Origin of the sequence: Lysinibacillus sphaericus, assembly GCF_000600105.1 — a bacterium.
Lineage (GTDB): Bacteria > Bacillota > Bacilli > Bacillales_A > Planococcaceae > Lysinibacillus > Lysinibacillus sphaericus.
The window spans coordinates 1,573,073-1,595,266 of record NZ_CP006837.1; the positions used below are offsets into that span (position 1 = coordinate 1,573,073).

The 22,194-nt window shown below is 39.3% G+C and carries 21 protein-coding genes; all 21 read left to right on the top strand.

Annotation, left to right across the window (positions count from 1 at the left end):
* Window position 1 precedes the first annotated feature (1 nt).
* The 21 genes from T479_RS07205 to T479_RS07305 all read left to right on the top strand — a co-directional run bounded on the left by T479_RS07205 (window position 2) and on the right by T479_RS07305 (window position 22,057).
* Window positions 2-706, top strand: coding sequence for a demethylmenaquinone methyltransferase (locus T479_RS07205; protein WP_024364286.1), 705 nt, complete (start codon window positions 2-4; stop codon window positions 704-706).
* 19 nt (window positions 707-725) lie between these two features.
* On the top strand, window positions 726-1,700 hold the full coding sequence (gene hepT / locus T479_RS07210; RefSeq protein WP_025219073.1) for a heptaprenyl diphosphate synthase component II: 975 nt from the start codon (window positions 726-728) through the stop codon (window positions 1,698-1,700).
* A gap of 86 nt (window positions 1,701-1,786) precedes the next feature.
* Window positions 1,787-2,203 (top strand): nucleoside-diphosphate kinase, encoded by a 417-nt coding sequence (gene ndk / locus T479_RS07215; RefSeq protein WP_024364284.1) that lies wholly within the window; start codon window positions 1,787-1,789, stop codon window positions 2,201-2,203.
* A 1,189-nt stretch (window positions 2,204-3,392) separates the two neighbouring features.
* Complete coding sequence (locus T479_RS07220) at window positions 3,393-4,901, top strand: SH3 domain-containing protein (RefSeq protein WP_038509567.1); 1,509 nt, start codon at window positions 3,393-3,395, stop codon at window positions 4,899-4,901.
* A 347-nt stretch (window positions 4,902-5,248) separates the two neighbouring features.
* Window positions 5,249-6,397: a thiolase family protein gene (locus tag T479_RS07225; protein ID WP_025219075.1), complete on the top strand. Its 1,149-nt coding sequence runs from the start codon at window positions 5,249-5,251 to the stop codon at window positions 6,395-6,397.
* Between the two features lie 14 nt (window positions 6,398-6,411).
* Window positions 6,412-7,179, top strand: coding sequence for a 3-hydroxyacyl-CoA dehydrogenase (locus tag T479_RS07230; protein ID WP_025219076.1), 768 nt, complete (start codon window positions 6,412-6,414; stop codon window positions 7,177-7,179).
* A gap of 124 nt (window positions 7,180-7,303) precedes the next feature.
* Complete coding sequence (locus T479_RS07235; RefSeq protein WP_025219077.1) at window positions 7,304-8,929, top strand: long-chain fatty acid--CoA ligase; 1,626 nt, start codon at window positions 7,304-7,306, stop codon at window positions 8,927-8,929.
* A 519-nt stretch (window positions 8,930-9,448) separates the two neighbouring features.
* Window positions 9,449-9,679 (top strand): hypothetical protein, encoded by a 231-nt coding sequence (locus T479_RS07240; protein WP_024364274.1) that lies wholly within the window; start codon window positions 9,449-9,451, stop codon window positions 9,677-9,679.
* Window positions 9,680-9,763: 84 nt separating this feature from the next.
* Entirely contained in the window at window positions 9,764-10,534 is a 771-nt protein-coding gene (locus T479_RS07245; protein ID WP_024364273.1) for a CheR family methyltransferase, read from the top strand.
* Window positions 10,535-10,909: 375 nt separating this feature from the next.
* Complete coding sequence (aroC, locus tag T479_RS07250) at window positions 10,910-12,091, top strand: chorismate synthase (RefSeq protein ID WP_024364272.1); 1,182 nt, start codon at window positions 10,910-10,912, stop codon at window positions 12,089-12,091.
* A 3-nt stretch (window positions 12,092-12,094) separates the two neighbouring features.
* Window positions 12,095-13,186 carry a 3-dehydroquinate synthase gene (gene aroB / locus T479_RS07255; protein WP_024364271.1) on the top strand — a complete coding sequence of 364 codons (1,092 nt, stop codon included), beginning with the start codon at window positions 12,095-12,097 and terminating at the stop codon, window positions 13,184-13,186.
* Entirely contained in the window at window positions 13,183-13,551 is a 369-nt protein-coding gene (gene aroH, locus T479_RS07260; protein WP_024364270.1) for a chorismate mutase, read from the top strand. Before aroB ends, aroH begins: the two co-directional genes overlap by 4 nt.
* An 18-nt stretch (window positions 13,552-13,569) precedes the next feature.
* Window positions 13,570-14,670 carry a histidinol-phosphate transaminase gene (gene hisC, locus T479_RS07265; protein ID WP_024364269.1) on the top strand — a complete coding sequence of 367 codons (1,101 nt, stop codon included), beginning with the start codon at window positions 13,570-13,572 and terminating at the stop codon, window positions 14,668-14,670.
* Complete coding sequence (locus T479_RS07270; protein ID WP_025219078.1) at window positions 14,667-15,764, top strand: prephenate dehydrogenase; 1,098 nt, start codon at window positions 14,667-14,669, stop codon at window positions 15,762-15,764. The genes hisC and T479_RS07270 overlap by 4 nt, the downstream gene beginning before the upstream one ends.
* A gap of 101 nt (window positions 15,765-15,865) precedes the next feature.
* Window positions 15,866-17,155, top strand: coding sequence for a 3-phosphoshikimate 1-carboxyvinyltransferase (aroA, locus tag T479_RS07275; RefSeq protein ID WP_025219079.1), 1,290 nt, complete (start codon window positions 15,866-15,868; stop codon window positions 17,153-17,155).
* 287 nt (window positions 17,156-17,442) lie between these two features.
* Window positions 17,443-18,711 (top strand): tetratricopeptide repeat protein, encoded by a 1,269-nt coding sequence (locus T479_RS07280; RefSeq protein WP_029747404.1) that lies wholly within the window; start codon window positions 17,443-17,445, stop codon window positions 18,709-18,711.
* Window positions 18,712-18,725: 14 nt separating this feature from the next.
* Window positions 18,726-19,283 (top strand): ReoY family proteolytic degradation factor, encoded by a 558-nt coding sequence (locus T479_RS07285; RefSeq protein ID WP_024364265.1) that lies wholly within the window; start codon window positions 18,726-18,728, stop codon window positions 19,281-19,283.
* Window positions 19,284-19,435: 152 nt separating this feature from the next.
* On the top strand, window positions 19,436-19,885 hold the full coding sequence (locus T479_RS07290; RefSeq protein WP_024364264.1) for a DUF2487 family protein: 450 nt from the start codon (window positions 19,436-19,438) through the stop codon (window positions 19,883-19,885).
* Window positions 19,886-20,040: 155 nt separating this feature from the next.
* Window positions 20,041-20,544, top strand: a complete 504-nt coding sequence (locus tag T479_RS07295; protein ID WP_024364263.1) for a QcrA and Rieske domain-containing protein — start codon at window positions 20,041-20,043, stop codon at window positions 20,542-20,544.
* Between the two features lie 22 nt (window positions 20,545-20,566).
* On the top strand, window positions 20,567-21,241 hold the full coding sequence (qcrB, locus tag T479_RS07300) for a menaquinol-cytochrome c reductase cytochrome b subunit (RefSeq protein ID WP_024364262.1): 675 nt from the start codon (window positions 20,567-20,569) through the stop codon (window positions 21,239-21,241).
* Between the two features lie 42 nt (window positions 21,242-21,283).
* Entirely contained in the window at window positions 21,284-22,057 is a 774-nt protein-coding gene (locus tag T479_RS07305; RefSeq protein ID WP_025219080.1) for a menaquinol-cytochrome c reductase cytochrome b/c subunit, read from the top strand.
* The last annotated feature ends 137 nt before the right edge of the window (window positions 22,058-22,194 follow it).

A 22,194-nucleotide genomic window follows, 5' to 3' on the forward strand; every position in this document is an offset into this window, starting at 1 on the left:
AATGGCTAAATCAAAAGAAGAGCACGTTCACGAAGTATTTGAAAGTATTTCTGAAAGCTATGACAAAATGAATGGTGTAATTAGCTTCCAAATGCATGTAGGCTGGCGCAACGATACGATGAAGCGCATGGCTGTCAAGCCTGGATCGAAAGCGCTAGATGTTTGTTGTGGTACAGCTGACTGGACAATTGCACTAGCTGAAGCAGTTGGAGAAAGTGGCGAAGTTAAGGGACTGGATTTCAGTCATAACATGCTGCAAGTGGGCGAAAAAAAAATAACGCCTTACCCACAAATTGAACTGATACAAGGAAATGCAATGGAATTACCATTTCCAGACAATACATTTGATTATGTGACGATTGGTTTTGGTCTACGCAATGTTCCTGATTATTTACAAGTGTTAAAAGAAATGAATCGTGTTGTAAAACCGGGGGGCATGGTTGTATGTTTAGAAACATCTCAATCAGAAATACCTGGCTATCGACAACTATTCCGTTTTTATTTTAAATATATTATGCCGATATTTGGTAAAATTTTTGCGAAAAGTTATAAAGAGTATTCTTGGTTACAGGAATCTGCAAATGATTTCCCAGGTATGAAGAAGCTAGCGGCAATGTTTGAACAGGCAGGTTTAGAAAAAGTAACGTACAAAGCATACAGTGGCGGTGCTGCGGCAATGCATATGGGCTTTAAAAAGGTACGTTAATGGGGGAAGGTTTTCAAGCGTGGAAAAGATGAAGTTAAAACTACTCTATTCCGATTTGAAGTCAGATATTGATATCATCGAACAAGAATTAGAAAAAGCGGTGAATTCGTCTTCGCATTTAATTAACGATGCTTCTCTCCATTTATTACAAGCTGGTGGCAAACGAATCCGACCAATCTTTGTGTTGCTTGGCGCAAAATTTGGCGATTATGATATCGAAAAGATGAAAAATGTGGCTGTGCCTTTAGAGCTCATTCACATGGCGTCGCTAGTGCATGATGATGTGATTGATGATTCCAATATGCGACGAGGACGTCCAACTGTCAAATCCCAATGGAATAACAGAGTAGCAATGTACACGGGCGATTTTATTTTTGCACGTGCACTTGAGTACATCACAAAGCTAGAGGATCCACTTGTTCATCAAATTTTGGCACGTACAATGGTAGAAATTTGCAATGGCGAAGTGATACAAATTGAGGACAAGTTTAGATTGGATCAGGGCTTAAAGGATTACTTCAGACGTATTAAACGAAAAACGGCATTACTTATTTCTTCAAGTTGTGAGATTGGTGCAGTGGCAGCAGGTGTTGATGCAAAAACAGTAAGCCATTTGAAACGCTTTGGCTACTTTGTTGGTATGAGCTTTCAAATAATCGATGATGTATTAGATATTATGGCGACAGATAAAGAATTAGGGAAGCCAGCAGGTAGTGACTTATTGCAAGGTAATATTACCTTGCCGATTTTGTTATTAAAAGATGATCCACAAATGCAACCTTACTTAGCAAAAGTGTTTGCAGGGACATTAACGGAGCTTGAGCGCCAAAATTTGTTGCAATATGTGCGTAAATCTGACGCAATTACACAAGCTAATAAAATGAGTGATAAGTATTTGAAAAAAGCTTTACAAGAAATAGATGCTTTACCAAAACATCCAATTAAGAAAAAGCTTCGTGACATCGCTTTGTTTATGGGCAAGCGTAAATTCTAGCTTTTTGTTGTGCTAAAGCTTATTTTTTGTTAATATTTATCGGTAGGTGTAAAACCTGTTAGACGAATTTAAGGAGTGTTTTAAACATGGCAATCGAAAAAACTTTTTTAATGGTTAAGCCTGATGGCGTAGAACGACAAGTAGTAGGTGACATCGTTGACCGTTTTGAACGTCGCGGTTTTGTATTAAAAGGCGCTAAATTAATGGTAATTCCTCAAGAATTAGCTGAAAAACACTATGCTGAGCATGCTGAACGTCCATTCTTCGGTGAATTAGTAGACTTCATCACTTCTGGTCCAGTATTCGCTATGGTATGGGAAGGCGAAAACGTAATCAAACTTGCACGTACAATGATGGGTGCTACGAAACCAGAAGAATCTAACCCAGGTACAATCCGTGGTGACTACGCTACAACTGTATCTCACAACATCATCCACGGTTCTGACTCTCTTGCATCTGCAGAGCGCGAAATCGGTTTATTCTTCGGTGAAGATTTAGTTTAATTCGCACTTCTTAAGAAGCATAGCGAAAAAAAACTACGAATAGAACTCAAAAAAAAATCATCTATTTTTCCGATGTAACTTTTACCTTCTAACAAAAAATGTTAGGGGGTTTTTTGTTTGTTCAAATATCTCTCAATAAAGTGAAGAACGCAAACATTGATTTAAGCTTTTTGACTAGCAAAACTGAAATAGAACACCAAAGAAAGCAATGGTGAAAAAATCAATAACTCAATAGTTAAAATGGATTCTTTTGATGAGTTGGACAACAAAAATATAACAATTCAATACGCGACACAAATTTTAAATCAACAGTGGTGACTAAGTGGATTAAGACCAAGGACAATTGATTAGGTATAACTATAATTTTAAGCGTTTTGTTGAGGTAACCGAAGTTGAATATCTACATAAAATTAATAATGAAAAATTGATCAATATTTGTGAAGGACATTTCTTTATATGGTCGTTTAAGCCGTTTTAAGCAAGTGTTACGATATACTTAAAGTTTTGCACAAACATCAAAATAAAAGTAAATTCAAGCGTTAAGGAAGCTGCTACAGAAAAAGAGTTAGCATTAGTGTTATTGCTTTTGGATAAATCAACCATGTGGTTGCGTTTGATTTTTACTTAAAACATTATTATCGTTATCGACCTGATAAATAATTTCTTGAAGAAAGATTCCCTCTATTCAGTTGAATTAATGGGTGTGTAGAAGTGCGAGATTATAAAACAGATTATGATGAGATTGCGGTAGCCTATCATTAAGTTGGTGTGCTTTTCTATATGAATAGATTAATGAATAAATATAAAGCGACAAAGCGAACACAAGCTCATGGTGGTAATAAGGCGTGTAACAAAGTGCTATTCTTTCAACTTTGAGTCAGCCAGCTTACAACAACAATGGTAGCAAGCTTATAGAGTACTTTAACGAGCTTGCAAGAGTTGATAGATTTTGCTTGGGCTTGTTTCAATGGACGTTAGGAAGCTTACCTATTTCATAACAATCACTATGTACAAACTTTTCACCGAATTAAAATTAAACAATATATGTTTGAGCTATCATTTATCATTCTACTATGTTAAATTAAGGAATAAATGACTAATACCTCTATCTCAAATATTGGGATTATGATAACATATATTTGAATCTTTTAACTTTAAATACTTATGAAAGGAAGTGTAATAATCATATATGAAAAAGATATTGAAACCATTGATTAGTGTTATTGCCATTGGTACCCTCTCTCTATCTATAAACATCGATAAAAATGTATTCGCTAATAATATTGCAAATACATGTGCGTATAATTCGACATCGAAAGTAAACCCTGATTATTCCACAATGAACTGTTTGTTAACTGAAACAGCACTGAAATATGATGTTCCTCCTGAAATTGTGAAGGCAATAGCGGAAGGTGAAAGTGGAAATTGGCGTCATTTTGATAAGAATGGTGAAGCAATTGTGACAGCTGATAATGGAATAGGCATTATGCAAATTACAAATCAAGCAGGCTACAACCAAGATAGACTAAAAAGCGATATTGTCTATAATATTCAAGCTGGTGTAGAGACGCTAGATAATATGTTTAAGCGAAAGGATTTACCTAGCATCAACGGTGGAGAAAGAGATGTACTGGAACATTGGTACTTCGCTATTATGGCTTATAACGGTACTAAGCCAGTAAATAGTCCAATTGTTCAAGCAACTGGTGAAAGAAATACCAATGCCTATCAAGAAAGAATTCTCCGTATTATTAATAAATTGGAATTAATAGACTTAACAGAGCTGCCTTTTTCACGTGAACATTTTCAGTATGACTCTAACAGCAGGGAAAATATTAAATTTTCAACGATGAACTATGACTTTGATTTACCATTAACAAAATCTAAGTATTATTTTGAAAAAAATCAAAAAGTTAGTGCAATAACGAATGTAACAATTAGGACACGACCTACTACGGATAGTCCTTCTTTGGGTACTTTACGTGAAGGTGAAATTGTTACCATTACAGGTCCTTTTGAATATGAAAAAGTATCAACGAAGAAAAACCATTTTGTGTGGTATCCTGTGAAAAGAAGTGACGGGACAGAGGGCTATGTAGCATCAAGTTATTTAAACTACTCAGCTGCAACACCAACACCTCCAGTAACACCGCCCACAACGGGCAACATTGATGTATCAAAGTTTGCTGATTACAATGCAAACCAATACTGGGCTGAGGATTTTAAGTGGGCAGTCAACATCGGTATCATCAGTGGATACCCAAATGTGAAAAACCCATCAACAGGTAAGTACGAAAACTTACTTAAACCGTACACGAACTTAACGGAAAACCAAATGTTATCTATCCTATTCCGTTACTTCAAACCATCAGAACTAGCTTCAACGAAAGCTAATACTTCATGGTATGGAGACGTAAACTACCAACTGGCTACAAAATACTCTCTACCAGTCCTAGGTGCAAACACAGCATCCAAACAAGCCATTGCAGGGAAGGATATCACACGAGGTAACTTCGCTCGTATCTTAGTTTCAATGCATTATGGTAAGACCGTATCTCAGTCAGAGGCTATTAAATTCCTTCGTGATAATGGTTTAACAACTACTAAAACAAATGAAGAGTTTAAACCAAATGATTCTCTAGCAAGAGCGCACACAGTGGCATTCTTCCACCGTTACGAACAAATATTCAATAACTAAATTGCTACTTACAAGTGAAAAGGTGACTATAAAAGTCATCTTTTCTTTTTTATGTTTAATAAATCCTTTCTTGACACAATTGGAGAAAGCATAACAATGGAAGGCGCTATAATAAGTGACAAAATAGCTATTGAAAGACATATGAATTTACAAACTTTCCATCTGTTTTGGCTGAGAGTGCAATCCTTATAAGCTATAACTTTTTTTAGATAAATGCTATAATATTCAGATAATTCGTTGCTAGTAAATAGTTTTATAAAGCGGTATATATTTTCTAGCAAGCAAATAAACTTAAACGTAATGCATTAAGGGGAATGACAGAAACGTTTTAGAAAAGGGGTAGTGATATGAGAGAAGTAGTAATAGTAGCAGCTGTTCGTACCGCAGTTGGACGTAGTAAAGGCGCTTTAAAGGATGTACGTGCAGATGATTTAGCAGCAGATGTATTACAAGAAGTAGTAAAGCGTGCAGGGATTGACAAAGGTCAAGTGGAGGATGTTATTTTCGGCTGTGTGACGCAATCAGGTGAGCAAGGTGCAAATATTGCCCGCACAGCGTTATTAATGGCAGGCTTCCCAGAGAAAGTTCCTGGCGTCACGATTGATCGACAATGCGGTTCTAGCCAGCAAGCTGTGCATTTTGGCGCACAAGCTATCTTAGCAGGTGATATGGATACTGTCATTGCTGGTGGTGTAGAAAGTATGACAAGGGTGCCAATGTTTTCAAATATGCAGAGTGCCCATAAAGGCAAACGCTTACAAGAAAATTATACGATTATTCATCAAGGGCTATCAGCTGAGAAAATGGCGGCAAAATGGCAATTTTCAAAAGACCATTTAAATCATTTTGCTTATGAGAGTCATAGGCGAGCTTTAGCAGCCATTGAGGCAGGTCTTTTTCAACAGGAAATCATGCCTGTCCATCTCACACAAGAAGACGGAACGGTTACCATATTTAATGTCGATGAAGGGCCTCGAGCAGATACCACTATGGAACGATTAAATAACTTAAAAACCGTCTTTCAAGAGCAAGGGGTTATTACAGCCGGTAATGCAAGCCAAATGAGTGATGGGGCATCGGCTGTCGTGCTGATGTCGTTAGAAAAAGCACAAGAGCTTGGCATTCAACCGCTTGCAAAAATTGTTACACGCGTTGTGGTAGGCTCTGATCCGACGCTTATGCTTACGGGTCCAATTGAAGCTACAAGACAAGCCTTGAAACGTGCAGGACTGACAATTGAAGAGATAGATACGTATGAAGTCAACGAAGCCTTTGCTCCTGTGCCACTTTCTTGGTTACATGATATCGGTGCAGACCCAGCAAAGCTAAATCCAGATGGTGGTGCTATTGCTTTAGGGCATCCATTAGGAGCAACGGGTACGAAGTTGTTAACGACAATGGTATATCGGATGCAACGTGAAAATTTACGCTATGGCCTCATTGCTATATGTGAGGGTATGGGTATGGCAAATGCCACAATTATTGAAAAAATGTAAAGGGGTTGTGTGGGATGAAATGTCATGAAGTTGTAGCGATTGTAACAGGTGGTGCATCAGGTTTAGGGGAGGCAACTGTCCGGAAAATTGTTGGAGAAGGTGGTAAAGCTGTTATTTTTGATGTCAATGATGAGAGAGGGCAGACACTTGTGCAAGAATTAGGTGATAATGTCCGCTATGTCCGTGTTGATGTGACACAGGAAGCGGATGTGGCAGCGGGCATTGAACATGCGATAGCAACATTTGGACTGATTAATGTAGCTGTTAACTGTGCAGGGATTGCGGATGCGAGTAAAGTCATTTCAAAACGAGGTGTCCATGCACTTGAGTTATTTTCGAAAGTGATAGCTGTCAATTTAATTGGGACATTTAACGTTATTCGTCTTGCAGCCGAACAAATGCAGCATAATAAGCCTGATGAAGATGGGCAGCGAGGCGTTATGATTAATACAGCATCTGTGGCTGCATTTGATGGTCAAATAGGACAAGCGGCTTATAGTGCCTCAAAGGGTGGAGTAGCGGCGATGACATTGCCAATTGCGCGCGAGCTTGCAGCGTTAGGAATACGAGTAATGACGATCGCGCCTGGGCTAATTGAAACGCCGATGTTTGCGTCGCTAGCTGAACCAGCTCGTACAGCACTAGCAACTATGACACCGTTTCCTAAACGTCTTGGCAAACCATCCGAATATGCATTGCTTGTAGAAAGTATTATTCATAATGTTATGCTTAATGGCGAGGTCATTCGCCTTGATGGTGCGATACGCATGCAACCGAAATAATAAAATTGAAGTACTTATGATGTAAATGAATAGTCGTCGATAAAAACAAATGTTTTGTAGCAGCGGTCAGCTTCGGTTTAATTAGGGCGTGATAAACGTCAAGATAATGAAAGGGAGCGATGTTATGCATATGATGGATACACCTTTACTACTGACAAGTTTTTTAAGTCGGGCAGAACGATTCTTTCATGCGAAGAAAATCTATTCGCGTACATGCCCTACAACGATTCATGAGTTTACTTATAAAGAGTTTGCTATTCGTACTCGTAAATTAGCGGATGCTTTAACAACACTAGGCATGGACCGAGGTATAAAAGTGGGTACTTTTGCTTGGAATCATCATCGTCACTTAGAGGCATATTTTGCCGTACCGTGTGCTGGTGCAGTACTGCATATGATTAATATTCGCTTGGCGCCTGAGCATATCGTGTATGTGATAAATCATGCAGAAGATGAAATTTTACTTATTGATGAAAATCTAGTTCCTGTCATTGCACCAATCGTGTCTCAGCTTAAAACAGTGAAGTATTTTATTGTTATGGGGGATGCAGTGGAATTGCAAAACTCGGCATTACCCAATGCGCTGTCTTATGAAGACCTACTTGCAGAGGCAAGTGGTGATTTTGAATTTCCAGACGATATAGAGGAGAATGCACCTGCTGGCATGTGCTATACAAGTGCAACAACAGGTATGCCAAAGGGTGTTGTCTATACACATCGGAGCATTGTTCTTCATAGCATTACAGCTGGGCTGTCTGATAGCATCGCGATATGTGAACGTGATGTCGTGTTACCGGTCGTCCCAATGTTTCATGCCAATGCTTGGGGCTTACCGTTTGCTAGCGTGTTATTTGGGGCTACTCAAGTACTACCTGGACCGATGTTTACACCGCAGCTATTAGCGGATTTAATTGAACAGTACAAAGTAACATTAACAGCGGGCGTTCCAACGATTTGGCTTGGTGTGTTACAAGCGCAACGTCAACAACCACGTGATTTATCGTCGTTACGTTCGATTATTTGTGGTGGCTCTGCATCGCCCATTGGTCTTGTGCGCGGTTTTGAAGAAGAACAAAAAATTCCGTATTTTACGGGCTACGGTATGACCGAGACATCACCACTTGTTAGCTTATCGACCTACTTATCACATATGGAACACTATACGACAGACGAAAAAATGCACGTTCGCACAACGCAAGGGATCACGATGCCACTTCTTGATATGCGAATCGTTAATGAACATGGTGAGGTACCGTGGGACGGCAAGACGATGGGGGAAATTACAATAAGAGGCCCTTGGATTGCTAGTGAATATTATAAAGATGAGCGCACGGCAGAAGCTTTTAAAGATGGGTGGCTATATACTGGAGATATTGCGGTGATGACCCCTGATGGCTATATAAAAATTACAGATCGTACAAAAGACTTGATTAAGAGTGGTGGGGAATGGATTTCATCTGTGGAGCTTGAAAATGCCTTAATGACACATCCGAAAGTGTTTGAAGCGGCCGTGGTGGCCATTCCACATGAGAAATGGTTGGAACGTCCGCTGGCATGTGTCGTTCCTAAGCCTGAATATAAAGATTCCATTACGAAGGAGGAACTGCTCGATAGTTTGCGTACACAGTTCCATAAAACGTGGATTCCCGATGATGTTGTTTTTTTAGATGAAGTGCCGAAAACATCCGTTGGCAAATTTATGAAAGCTAAGTTAAGGGAAAATTTAAAAGATTATCGTGTGAAAATTTAACAGTTATATTAATATGGTAATAGACTGGAGCTGGGACATAACTCAAAAAATTTAAGAAACAGACGAAAGGTGTTCATAATTTTTTGCTATATGGAGAACTTAGCTATTCATGCTCTTGCAATAAAAAAATTAGAAGTGTTCACTAGTTGTTGGTAGCGGAAGGGGTGACTCCTGCTCAGAACAGCACACAATGTAAGACGCTGGCATTCCGCGCGTTAGCGAGGGTTGTGGCTTACTGTGCTGAGCGGAAAGCACCGCCGTAGCGGACAACAACGGCATAGCGAAAAAGTGTTGGATTGATTGCAGTCAATCTAACACTTTTTCTCTTTTGATGCCTTTTATTGCATTGGATGCTGTGTTGAGAGAAAACGCTTGATGTCTATAACAAAAGACGTGTGTTTTTCCTCGAACTAGTTTTTCCATTGTTGATTAATTAGAAAATGGATGGAGTACACTTAAAAAAGGAAACTATTTGCTTGTTTTATCGTATAATCTTTATAGATAGGGGGAAGAGAAATTATGGAAATCGCTATTGTTGCTATTATTGGCGGCATTATGGTCGCTTTGGCTGGGATATTTACTGATGCGCGTACGAAGGGACAAAAACTTAAATTAAAGACAATCGAACAAGAAGTGGAATTAGAGAAGCTAAGATTGGAATCATATACAAAAGAAACCGAAAAACTGCGACTAGAATTGGAACATTCGAAAGTGCTACTATTAGAAGAGAAGAAAAATACAACGAGGTAACTTTGAATACACATGAAAGACTATTTCAGTAAAGGCATTTTTCCGCTATAATGGAAATACGACGCTAGAGGGGAAGATGACCGTATGTCAGATTATGAACAATTTGTAGAAGGTATTAAGCGCAAAACAGGTATTGATTTAGCGTTATATAAAGAAGCGCAAATGAAAAGACGATTAACTTCACTCTATGAGAAAAAGGGATATCGTAATTTTGTTGATTTTTTTAAGGCTCTTGAACAAGATCGCGATTTAATGAATGAATTTCTAGATCGAATGACCATTAATGTTTCGGAGTTTTATCGAAATGGAAAGCGCTGGGAAGTATTGCAAAAGAAAATTTTTCCAAAGTTGTTGCAATCCAACAAGCGTTTGAAAATTTGGAGTGCTGCCTGTTCTACTGGGGAAGAACCTTATTCATTAGCAATGGTATTATCACAATTAGTACCGTTATCGCAAATTCAAATAATCGCCACAGATTTAGATGAAAATGTCATTCAAAAAGCTAAATTGGGCGTCTATCCAGAGCGTTCTTTAGCAGAGGTTCCAAAAGATATTCAGGCGAAGTATTTTGAGCAAGAGGGAAGCTTCTACCGAGTGAAAGATGAAATTAAACGTTGTGTGACATTTAAAAAGCATAATTTGCTTAACGATCATTATGATGCCAATTATGATCTGATCGTGTGCCGCAATGTGATGATTTATTTTACCGAAGAAGCAAAGGATCAAATCTATGCAAACTTCAGTAAAGCATTACGACAAGATGGCATTTTATTTGTCGGCTCAACGGAGCAAATATTTAATCCTTCGCGTTATGAATTTGAGGTAGAGGATACATTCTTCTATCGAAAAAAATAGCAAACTATATGATGAAAAGCATTCGTACAGTGAACAAGATGACTGTCACGTACATAAAATTGCCAAGACACTAGACATAGATGATCGTACGCTTTTCGCTTGTCATAAGCAAAAAGCGTATTTTTTTATTAAGTTCACCATTTTGCTGCCGATAATTTCCAGTAGAATGTGTAGCGTTAGAATAGTTGGATGTGTTACTAGAAAACCTTCTTTTTTTAAATGAATCGTTCAGAATATTCGCATATAATACTGTGCTGTTTATTTGATCGTATTAATAGCAAGGTGGTATGACATTTGTAAAAGGACTGTTTTTTTAGAGAATATATGATATAGTGAAAAATACATACTTTAGCGAGTTGAAGGGAGAAAGCGTTTATGCGTTATTTAACAGCAGGTGAATCACACGGACCGCAATTAACAACGATAATTGAGGGTTTACCGTCACTTTTACCAATTACAGCAGAGAAAATTAATCATGATTTAAAACGTCGTCAAGGAGGACATGGCCGCGGTCGCCGTATGCAAATTGAGACAGATACAGTAGAAATAGTAGGTGGTGTGCGCCACGGACAAACGCTAGGTTCTCCAGTTGCGCTTGTTGTCACAAATGATGACTGGAAGCATTGGACAAAAATTATGGGGGCCGAACCATTAGCAGAGGATATTAATCCAGAAGATATAAAACGTCAGATTTCACGTCCGCGTCCGGGTCATGCAGATTTAGTAGGCGGCATGAAATATGGGCATCGCGATTTACGCAATGTTTTAGAGCGTTCGTCTGCGCGTGAAACAACTGTCCGCGTAGCTGTTGGTGCCGTTGCTAAAGCATTATTAAATGAGCTTGGTATATCAATTGTGTCACATGTTACAGAAATCGTAGGCATTAAGGCAGACACTTCTGTAATTGAAGGGAAATCAGTAGCAGAAATTCGTACGATTGTTGAAGCAGATCCATGTTACTGTGTAGACCCTGTTGCTTCTGCAAAAATGGTGGAGGCAATCGATGAGGCGAAAAAAGCAGGTGACTCTATCGGTGGTGTTGTTGAAGTAATTGTTGAGGGTATGCCAGCTGGTATTGGCTCTTATGTGCATTACGATCGCAAGCTTGATGCGAAATTAGCGGCAGCTATGTTATCAATTAATGCCTTTAAAGGTGTTGAATTCGGTATTGGCTTTGAAATGGCTCGTCGCAAAGGTTCAGAAGTCCATGACGAAATTATTTGGTCAGAAGAAGAAGGATATACACGTGCAACGAATCGACTTGGTGGCTTAGAAGGCGGTATGTCAACAGGTATGCCAATTGTCGTTCGCGGTGTTATGAAGCCTATTCCAACGCTGTATAAACCTTTGCAAAGTGTTGATATTGAAACAAAAGAACCGTTTAAAGCAAGTGTTGAACGTTCTGATAGCTGTGCAGTACCGGCGGCATCTGTTGTTGCCGAACATGTTATTGCCTGGGAAATAGCAAATGCGATTATGGAGCAATTCCACGGAGATCAATTGCCACAACTACAAGCTCAAATTGAAGAACAACGCCGTTACGCAAAGGAGTTTTGATATATGCGTGTACCAGTAGCGACAACATCACATCAGTATGAAGTAGTGCTTGGGCATAATTTTTTAGCTGAAGCAGTCAAAACATTTGACGATAAACTGCAAAAAGCAGATAAACTCATTGTTTTTACAGATGCCAATGTGTGGGCTGCCCAAGGGGAATATTTTAAGGGCCATTTCCCATATGACTTTGAGGTCTTTGTGCTACCGGGTGGTGAAGCTTGTAAAACTTTTGAGCAATACAATGCAGCACAAACTTTCTTACTTGAACAAAAATGTTCACGAAAATCATTTATTTTTGCCTTTGGCGGCGGAGCAGTTGGCGATTTAACAGGCTTTGTTGCAGCTACCTATATGCGAGGAGTACCGTTTATTCAAATCCCAACGACGATTTTAGCACATGACTCAGCAGTGGGAGGTAAAACAGCTATCAATCATCCACTAGGCAAAAATATGATTGGTGCTTTCTACCAGCCTGAAGGGGTAATATACGATACGCTCTTTATTGAGAGTTTGCCAGAGCGTGAGGTGCGTTCGGGAACAGCTGAAGTTATAAAACATGCGATGATTTCAAGTGCTTCCTGGCTACAGCAATTAATGGGGGCTGAATCAGTCATTCATTTTAGTACAACGGAATTGGCTCAACAGCTAAAGGCTGGCATTGAGGTAAAGGCGAAAATTGTGTCTGAAGATGAAACCGAACAATCTGTGCGCAAATATTTAAACTTAGGTCATACATATGGCCATGCTATTGAAGCAGCAGCAGGTTATGGGAAAGTCGCACATGGTGAGGCAGTGATGATTGGTCTGGTGTATTGTCTTTTACTGAGTGAGCGATATGGTAAGCTGGATCGTGACTTTACAACAGCATTTTTACATTTTGCTGTAAAAAACGGCTATCCTTTCGAAGCGGTGAATGATTATTCATTTGAACAGTTAACAACGTATTTATTAAAAGATAAAAAAGCGGAATATGGTGTATTACAATTTGTCCTGCTAGAAGAAATTGGGAAACCTTTTGTGCGACCAATTGAGTTAGCAGAATGCAAAGAAATAGATGCAGAATTCCGCCAATTATTAGCGGAGGTGCTTGGATGATTCGTGGTTTAAGAGGCGCAATTACAATTGAATTGGACAAGCCAGAGCTTGTATGGGATGAGACAGCTAGATTAGTACGTGAAGTAGTAGCAGTAAACGGTGTTGCGGTAGAGGATATTGCCTCTATTGTCATTTCGACAACGCCGGATATTACATCAGCGTTTCCAGCGCGTGCTGTTAGGTTAATGGAAGGCTGGCAGTATGTTCCTGTCATGTGTATGCATGAAATGGACGTGCCTGGAGCTTTGCCATTATGCATTCGCGTGTTAATTCATGCGAATGTCGAAATGGCGCAAAAAGATGTAAAGCATATTTATTTAAATGATGCAATCAAATTAAGACCAGATTTAGCCCAAGCTAAATAATAAGAGGAGATGTTTGAGATGAAATGGAAACAACAATTGGACGGGATGCAAGCATATAAACCAGGTAAACCAATTGAAGAAGTACAACGTGAATTTGGCTTACAAGAAGTCGTAAAGTTAGCATCAAATGAAAACCCATTTGGTTGCTCCCCTAAGGTAACAGCATATTTACACAATAGTGCAGTAAACCATGCATTATATCCAGACGGCTATGCGCAAAACTTACGTACAACTGTAGCAAATCATGTAGGTGTCAAGGAAACACAGCTTCTTTTTGGCAATGGCTCAGATGATATTATTGCGATTCTTACTCGTGCGCTGTTGTATCCAGGTGTGAATACAATCATGGCAGATCCATCATTCTCACAATATGCTCATAATGCTGAAATTGAAGGCGCAGAAGTTCGTAAAATTCCTTGTATTGATGGTGCACATGACTTGGATGCTATGGCGGCAGCAATTGACGAGCATACTTCAATTGTGTGGGTATGTAGCCCGAACAATCCAACAGGTGTTGTCATTGCAGATACGGATTTACGAGCGTTTTTAGCGAAAGTACCAAGCGATGTACTGGTCGTGTTAGATGAAGCGTATATCGAATATGTGACACACCCTGGTCATAAAGAAACACTACCATTAATTAACGAGTATCCAAACGTACTATTAATGCGCACATTCTCAAAAGCATACGGTCTTGCTTCCTTCCGAGTAGGCTACGCAATTGGTCAACCTGAAGTCATTGCTAAACTAGATCCAGTGCGTGCACCGTTTAACAATACGATTTTAAGCCAAGCAGTTGCGGCGATTGCATTAAATGATCAAGACTATATTAAAAATTGCTGTAAAGCAAATGAACTAGGTAAAAAGCAATATGTTGATTTTTGTGAAAAGCATAATTTGAAATACTACCCATCTGATACGAACTTTATTTTATTTGATACGAAAGCTAATAGTGATGTTGTTTTTCAGGAACTTATGAAGCGCGGGTTTATTATTCGCAGTGGGAACGCTTTAGGTGCCCCTGGTTTTATTCGTGTAACTATTGGTACTGAAGCGCAAAATGCGGCGTTGTTACAGCATCTTGAAGCCGTGTTACAAGAACAAGGAGTTTTTGCATGACACGCAAAGTTCTTGTAATTGGTTTAGGCTTAATTGGGGGCTCGATTGCTCTTGCTTTACAAAAAGCACCTAACACAAAAATTATAGGCTATGATATGGACGAAACAACACGTGAACATGCTAAAACATTAAATATTGTTCATGACATTGTGACAAATCCACAAGATGTTGCAGCAGAAGTTGATATCATTATATTTGGGACTCCTGTTAACGCTACACTTGAGTGGATGGAACAATTAAAAACATGGCCGTTAAAAAATAAAGTGATTGTAACAGATACAGGTAGCACGAAAAAAATGATTATGCAAAAAGCTGGGGAGTTACGTGAATTAGGTATTACCTTTATCGGTGGACACCCGATGGCAGGGTCTCATAAAAGTGGTGTTTTAGCTGCAAAGGCTCATCTTTTTGAAAATGCGTACTATATGTTAACACCACTAGCGGGTGAAGAAATTATCAATATGGCCCAGCTTGAAAGTCTATTGAAATTCACTCATGCCAAAGTTGTTAGTGTATCTGCACGTGAGCACGATCATATGACAGCCGTAGTTAGCCATTTCCCGCATGTTATTGCGGCATCTCTTGTGCATCAATTAGGCGGAGAAAATGGTGAGTATCCGATGACACGCTCACTGGCAGCAGGGGGCTTCCGTGATGTCACGCGTATTGCATCATCTAATCCGATATTATGGCGTGATATTACACTACAAAATCGTGATGAATTAGTAGCCCAGCTTGAGGGATGGCAATCCGAAATGAATCGTGTGAAGGAGCTTTTACTAAATGGAAGCTCTGCTGATATTGAAAACTATTTTGCAATTGCTAAGGAGCTTCGTGATGAATTACCAATTAGTGCTGGGGCAATGTTCACGTCGTTTGATTTGTATGTCGATGTTCCTGACTACCCAGGGGTAATTTCTGAAGTAACAGGTTTACTTGCAGATGAAAAAATTAGTATTACTAATTTACGTATCGTAGAATCTCGCGAAGATGTCTTCGGTATACTTGTCATTAGTTTACAAAGTGAAAGTGATCGTGAGCGTGCAGCTGCATGTATTCAACAGCGTGCAAAATTTGAAACATATATTTCATAGGTAAGTGCATTCACGTTAAGAACAGACGTTGGATTACTAATAATGAAGAAAGCGTCGATATATCGGCGCTTTCTATCTTCATATGGAGGCGGGAGATAACGATGAGTGAAAAAGTATTACAATATCATAAACCATCATTACAAGGACACTTAACAATCCCAGGTGATAAATCAGTGTCACATCGTTCAGTTATGTTTGGCGCTATCGCAACAGGGAAAACAACGGTGGATGGCTTTCTACTTGGAGAGGATTGTTTAAGCACAATTGATTGCTTCCGCAAGCTTGGCGTCAAAATTGATGTGGACGGTACAAATGTAACAATTGAAAGTGCAGGAATGGAAGCATGGCAAGAGCCTAGCGAAGTGCTTTATACAGGGAACTCCGGTACAACGACTCGCTTAATGCTTGGCATTCTAGCAGGCTCTAACGTACATTCTGTAATGACAGGGGATGCATCAATTGGGAAGCGTCCGATGCGACGTGTCATCGATCCACTACGTCAAATGGGTGCTCATATTACGGGACGTGCAGATGGACAATATACACCTCTTGCCATACAGGGTACAACGCTACAAGCGATAGACTACCAAATGCCTGTTGCGAGTGCACAAGTGAAATCTGCTATTTTACTAGCAGGTTTACGTGCGCAAGGCACAACAGTAGTGCGCGAAACGGAAATTTCTCGCGATCATACAGAGCGCATGTTACGTCAATTTGGGGCACAACTAACTGTGGAGGAAGGCGTTATCTCATTTGAAGGTGGACAAACACTATTAGGAACACATGTGTCGGTACCAGGAGATATTTCTTCCGCAGCATTTTTCTTAGTGGCGGGTGCTATTTGCCAAGATAGTAAAGTTGTTTTAGAAAATGTGGGCATTAACCCAACGCGTGATGGGGTTATTGAAGTGCTTCGAAATATGGGGGCGTCGATGACAGTAGTGCCAAATGAAGACGATCAATTTGAGCCAACAGCAACTATTACAATTGAAACGTCTACATTAAAAGGGACAATTATTGAAGGCGATATAATTCCACGACTAATCGATGAAATTCCGATTCTTGCACTTTTAGCAACACAAGCACATGGTACAACCATTATTAAAGACGCTGAGGAGCTTAAGGTTAAAGAGACAGATCGGATTACGGCTGTGGTGGATGAACTACAAAAACTTGGTGCACGTATTGAAGCAACTGAGGATGGCATGGTGATTGAAGGGCCAACGCCATTACAAGGGGCTAGCCTACAAACATACGGAGACCACCGTATCGGTATGATGGGCGCTGTGGCAGCTTTAATTACGAATGGTGCAGTGACATTAGATGATGCGGAATGCATCGCTGTATCCTACCCATCGTTTTTCGAGCATGTTGAAGCTGTGAAGAAATAGTCTGCAAGTGTATGCTTTCATCTATTGCCATTCTCTATCGTTTAAATTTCTTACATGATAGTTTAGTTGATGTAGCAGTTGGCTGTAATTCTAGTATTTTACAGTAGGTTGTCAATTAATACAGGCAGTAATAATGTAAAAGTATTTTTAATCAAACAAGACAGTAGACAAATGCGTCATTCTTTGGGTTGTCTAAAGTCTGGACTCCCCAATCCTTTTGGGGAGTTTTTTCTTGTTTCGAAAGAAAATATTTTGTAGCATAAAGATATACAAGAAAGAATAGGTGAATGACTGTGAATAATGCGATGACTGAAATGATGCAAGCACTTGAGCAAGGGGATTTAGCTTTAATAGACCAGCTACTCGAATCTTTTTTAATGAAGGAGTTACCTGAGGAAATTTACGCACTGGCGGAAGTTTTTATGCAATATGGGTATATGAAAGAAGCGGACCGTGTACTGGAGCATTTGCAATTTTTATTCCCTGAAGAGGCACAATTAAAAATTGATCGTGCCAATGTTTTAATGGAGCTTGGTGATGAGGACGAGGCGTTAGACATGTTGTTAGCAGTCGAAGATACCGCTCCAGAGTACCCGCAAGCATTACTAGTGCTAGCTGATTATTATCAAATGCAAGGGTTATTTGAGGTAGCAGAAAAGCGCATTAATGAAGCGCTAGCCATCTTACCTGATGAGCCACTACTACAATTTGCTAAAGCCGAGCTGTTATTTGAGACAGGACGTTTTCTAGAGGCCGCACGCCTTTATGAAGAATTACATGAACAGCAGGAAGACTTTGCAGGTATCAGTCTCGTTGAACGATTAGCTGAAGTATATCGTGCAGGCGCTGCCTATGAAACAGCTTTAGACTATTATTTAGCAGCACTTGAGGACGAAGTGAAGCCAGATATTTTATTTGGCGCAGCATACGCTGCATTCCAATCACAAAAATATGAAATGGCGATTAAACAATTAGAGGACTTAAAGGAATTGGATCCTGATTATTTCTCTGCTTATTTATTACTTGCGGAAAGTTATGCTATGACGGAAGACAATAAAAAAGCATATGCTGCCATTAAAGAAGGTTTAAAGCGTGATGAGTACGACAAATCATTATTCTTATTCGCAGGTAAAATGGCATTAAAAAATGCATTGCCAAATGAAGCTGAAAGTTATTTACGTGAAGCGATCGCCTTAGATCCTGAATATATGGAGGCAGTATTAACACTTATCTCTATACTGACACAGCAAGAACGTTTTGAAGATGTTGTTGAATTATTTGAGACATTGCAAAAAAATGATTTTGAGTGGAACACTTTATACCCTTACGCTGCCGACGCATATGCAAATTTAGAATTGTACGACCGTGCATACGAATTTTACCGTTTGGCATATACTGATTTTAAGGAAGACGCAGCATTTTTAGAGAAATATGTTTATTTCTTATTAGAAGAAGGCAAGCGTTCAGAGGTTAAAGAGGTAATCGGTCATTTAATCAAGCTTCAGCCAGGTGAACCACAATGGCAAGAGATGTTAGAAGGCTTAGAATTAGAGTAAAGGAGGGAGTGGGTATGACTGCTTCTGTATCAGTTGTCGATAAAAAAGCATTTGTTCGCTGGTTTTTGAAAAATTACCAATTAAAACGTCGTGAGTGTGTATGGATTTTAAATTACTTATTAAGTAATGATGAGTTGTTAAAACGAATACGGTTTGTAGAAGAAGCACACTATTGTCCTAGAGCAATGGTGATGTCTACAGTAGACTCAACAGGTGTACCATTTCGTTTTTATAAAGGCAATGTGATGACAGCCGATGCCGAGAAATCTTTCCATGACTTACGTTTACATGAGCAAGAAGATATGTATATACAATTGAACTTTCCAAATATACCGCCAAGTGCACAATACTTAGCAGTTCTTGAAGAAAACCCTTATATGCCAGAAACATTGATTGTTAGTGAAAAGGATCGTTTACTGGCTGAAGAGTTACTTTCCAATAGTTTACTCGTATTCCAAGAAGAAAAATTACTTGCGCAAATTGATGAAGCTCTAGATAAGGGCGATGAAGAACGATTTTATGAATTGTCTAATTTGTTACAAGTTTTAAAGGAAACTGCTAATTTACAATAATCTCAAGCCGAATAGGTAAAAATTGAATGCCCTTTCTCCACCTCTATATGGTAACATGACTAGTGAATGATTGTTTTCACTTTTTATTGGTTATCCTATTTAAAGAGTGGAAAAGGGCATTTTTATTTTGTAATCGTAAGGAGGGTTGTTGGATGTATTTTAATGCAAACGATGTAACATCTTTTTTAGCGCAGAAGGATTTTATCGATACAGCGATTGTACCACTCGTAGGGATCGATTTTGCTGCTGAAAAGTTGAAGCAAAGTGGCGCAGAAGCAGATTACTTATTATCGTTAACGGCTTTTATTGAACAACAGTTTAAAGGACGTTTACTAGTGATGCCACCATTTTCATATAGTACGACCTTGAAAAACGAAGAATTGCCAGCGCAATTAGAAGCACAATTACATACTGCTGGTTTTAAGCATGTGTTCTTCATTACTTGTGACCATTTTTGGACAAATATTGGAGATGTAGTAAATATAATTTGGTTGCCAGCTATTCCGTTAGAATCCATGGATAAAGGCGTGAAAAACACCATTCTCGAAGATCAGTTACGGCAAGTAATCCCTGTATTTTCGACTAAATGGTCACAAATTTAGCAATTTGTTTCAATAAATGTTCACATTCTCCAGGTTTCCACAGAATGCTATATTGACCAAGCTATGGACTTGATATATCATAGATATGTCCTAGTATTACTATTTGTAAAAGTATGTCCGTTGGACTGACCTTTAAAGTTAGAGGGGGGAAAAGGATGAGTAACAATCGAGTTTCACGTCGTCAATTTCTAAGCTACACACTTACTGGTGTTGGCGGATTTATGGCGGCAGGTATGTTGATGCCAATGGTTCGTTTTGCAATTGACCCAGTCTTACAAAAGCATGAAGGTGGGGATTTTATCAAAACCGAACATAAAGTCGCCGACATTACTGAACAGCCAATTAAAGTTGACTTTACTTTTGAACAAGTTGACGCATGGTACAAATCTAACGTTACAAACGTAGCTTGGGTTTACAAAAGTGGCGACCAAATAATTGCTCTATCACCAGTTTGTAAGCATTTAGGTTGTATGGTGGACTGGGGTGGCGATAAAGCACACCCAGATCAATTCTTCTGTCCTTGTCATGCAGGGCGTTACGAGAAAAACGGGGCAAACATTGCAGGTACACCACCTCTAGGTCCGTTGGATGAATTTGAAGTACAAGAAAAAGATGGTTATTTAATGATTGGTCCAGCAAGAGCAAATACTCTAGTTTAATTTGTAAGGGGGTACGAATTCAGTGCTAAATAAAATTTATGATTGGGTCGATGAACGATTAGATATTACACCAATTTGGCGTGATATTGCCGACCACGAAGTGCCAGAGCACGTGAACCCTGCACACCATTTTTCAGCATTCGTTTACTGCTTTGGTGGATTAACATTTTTCATCACAGTAATTCAAATTCTTTCTGGTATGTTCTTAACAATGTACTATGTACCAGACGTCGTGAATGCCTGGAAGTCAGTTTATTATTTACAAAACGAAGTAGCATTTGGTGAAATCGTGCGCGGTATGCACCACTGGGGAGCCTCATTAGTAATTGTAATGATGTTCTTACATACGCTTCGTGTATTCTTCACAGGGTCTTATAAGAAACCTCGTGAGTTAAACTGGATGGTTGGTGTAGGTATTTTTGGAGTAATGATGGGTCTTGGTTTTACAGGATACCTATTACCATGGGATATGAAAGCATTATTCGCTACTAAAGTAGGTATCGAAATTGCAGCATCTGTACCGTTTATCGGTTCGATGATTAAAGTATTATTAGCGGGTGACAGTACTATTCTTGGTGCTCAAACGTTAACACGATTCTTTGCGATTCATGTATTCTTCTTGCCTGCAGTATTGTTTGGGTTACTTGCAGCACACTTTATCATGATTCGTCGTCAAGGAATTTCAGGGCCGTTGTAATACTTCTTGACGGTTCGATGATTTTTTAAAGGAGGGGACACTATGCATCGCGGAAAAGGAATGAAATTTGTCGGCGATTCTCGTATCAAAGCGAATCACAGAATGCCGAACGTTCCAAAGGATTATTCCGAATATCCAGGTAAAACTGAAGCTTTCTGGCCGAACTTCTTACTAAAAGAATGGATGGTAGGTGCTGTTTTCTTAATCGGTTATTTACTGTTAACAGTCGCTCACCCATCTCCACTTGAAGGGCCAGCTGATCCAACAAGAGCATACACGCCATTACCGGACTGGTACTTCTTATTCATGTACCAACTCTTAAAATACTCATTTGCTTCTGGTCCATATAATGTTATCGGAGCAATTGTCATTCCAGGTCTAGCATTTGGAGCGCTATTATTAATGCCATTTTTAGATAAGAGTCCAGAACGCCGTCCGTCTAAACGTCCGTTACCAACTGCGTTTATGTTATTAACATTGGCTGCTATGTTCTATTTAACTTGGGAGTCAGTTGTTAATCATGACTGGGAAGCTCAAAAAATTCAAGGTGCTATCGTGGAAACTGTAGAGTTCGATAAAGGCTCAGAAGGTTACCAAATCTATGCCGGCTCTGCATGTATTACATGTCACGGTGAAGGCTTAGAAGGTGGTGCTGGTGCGCCAACACTTATGAACACTGGCTTAACAGCTGATGAAATTAAGGATATCGCACACAATGGTACGCCTAGCGGTAAAATGCCAGCAGGTCTATGGACAGGATCTGATGAAGATCTTCAAAAGCTTGCTGAGTTTATCGAAAGCTTAAAAGCTGAATAATTTCAAAAAGAGTCAGGAAACTGACTCTTTTTTTCTAGTTTTTATCAAAATTATATCGATGTTTACGATATACTTAATAAGGCACAGCTTTGAAAGGAAACTACGATATGACATAGTGGACTAAGAAGCGCAGCCGT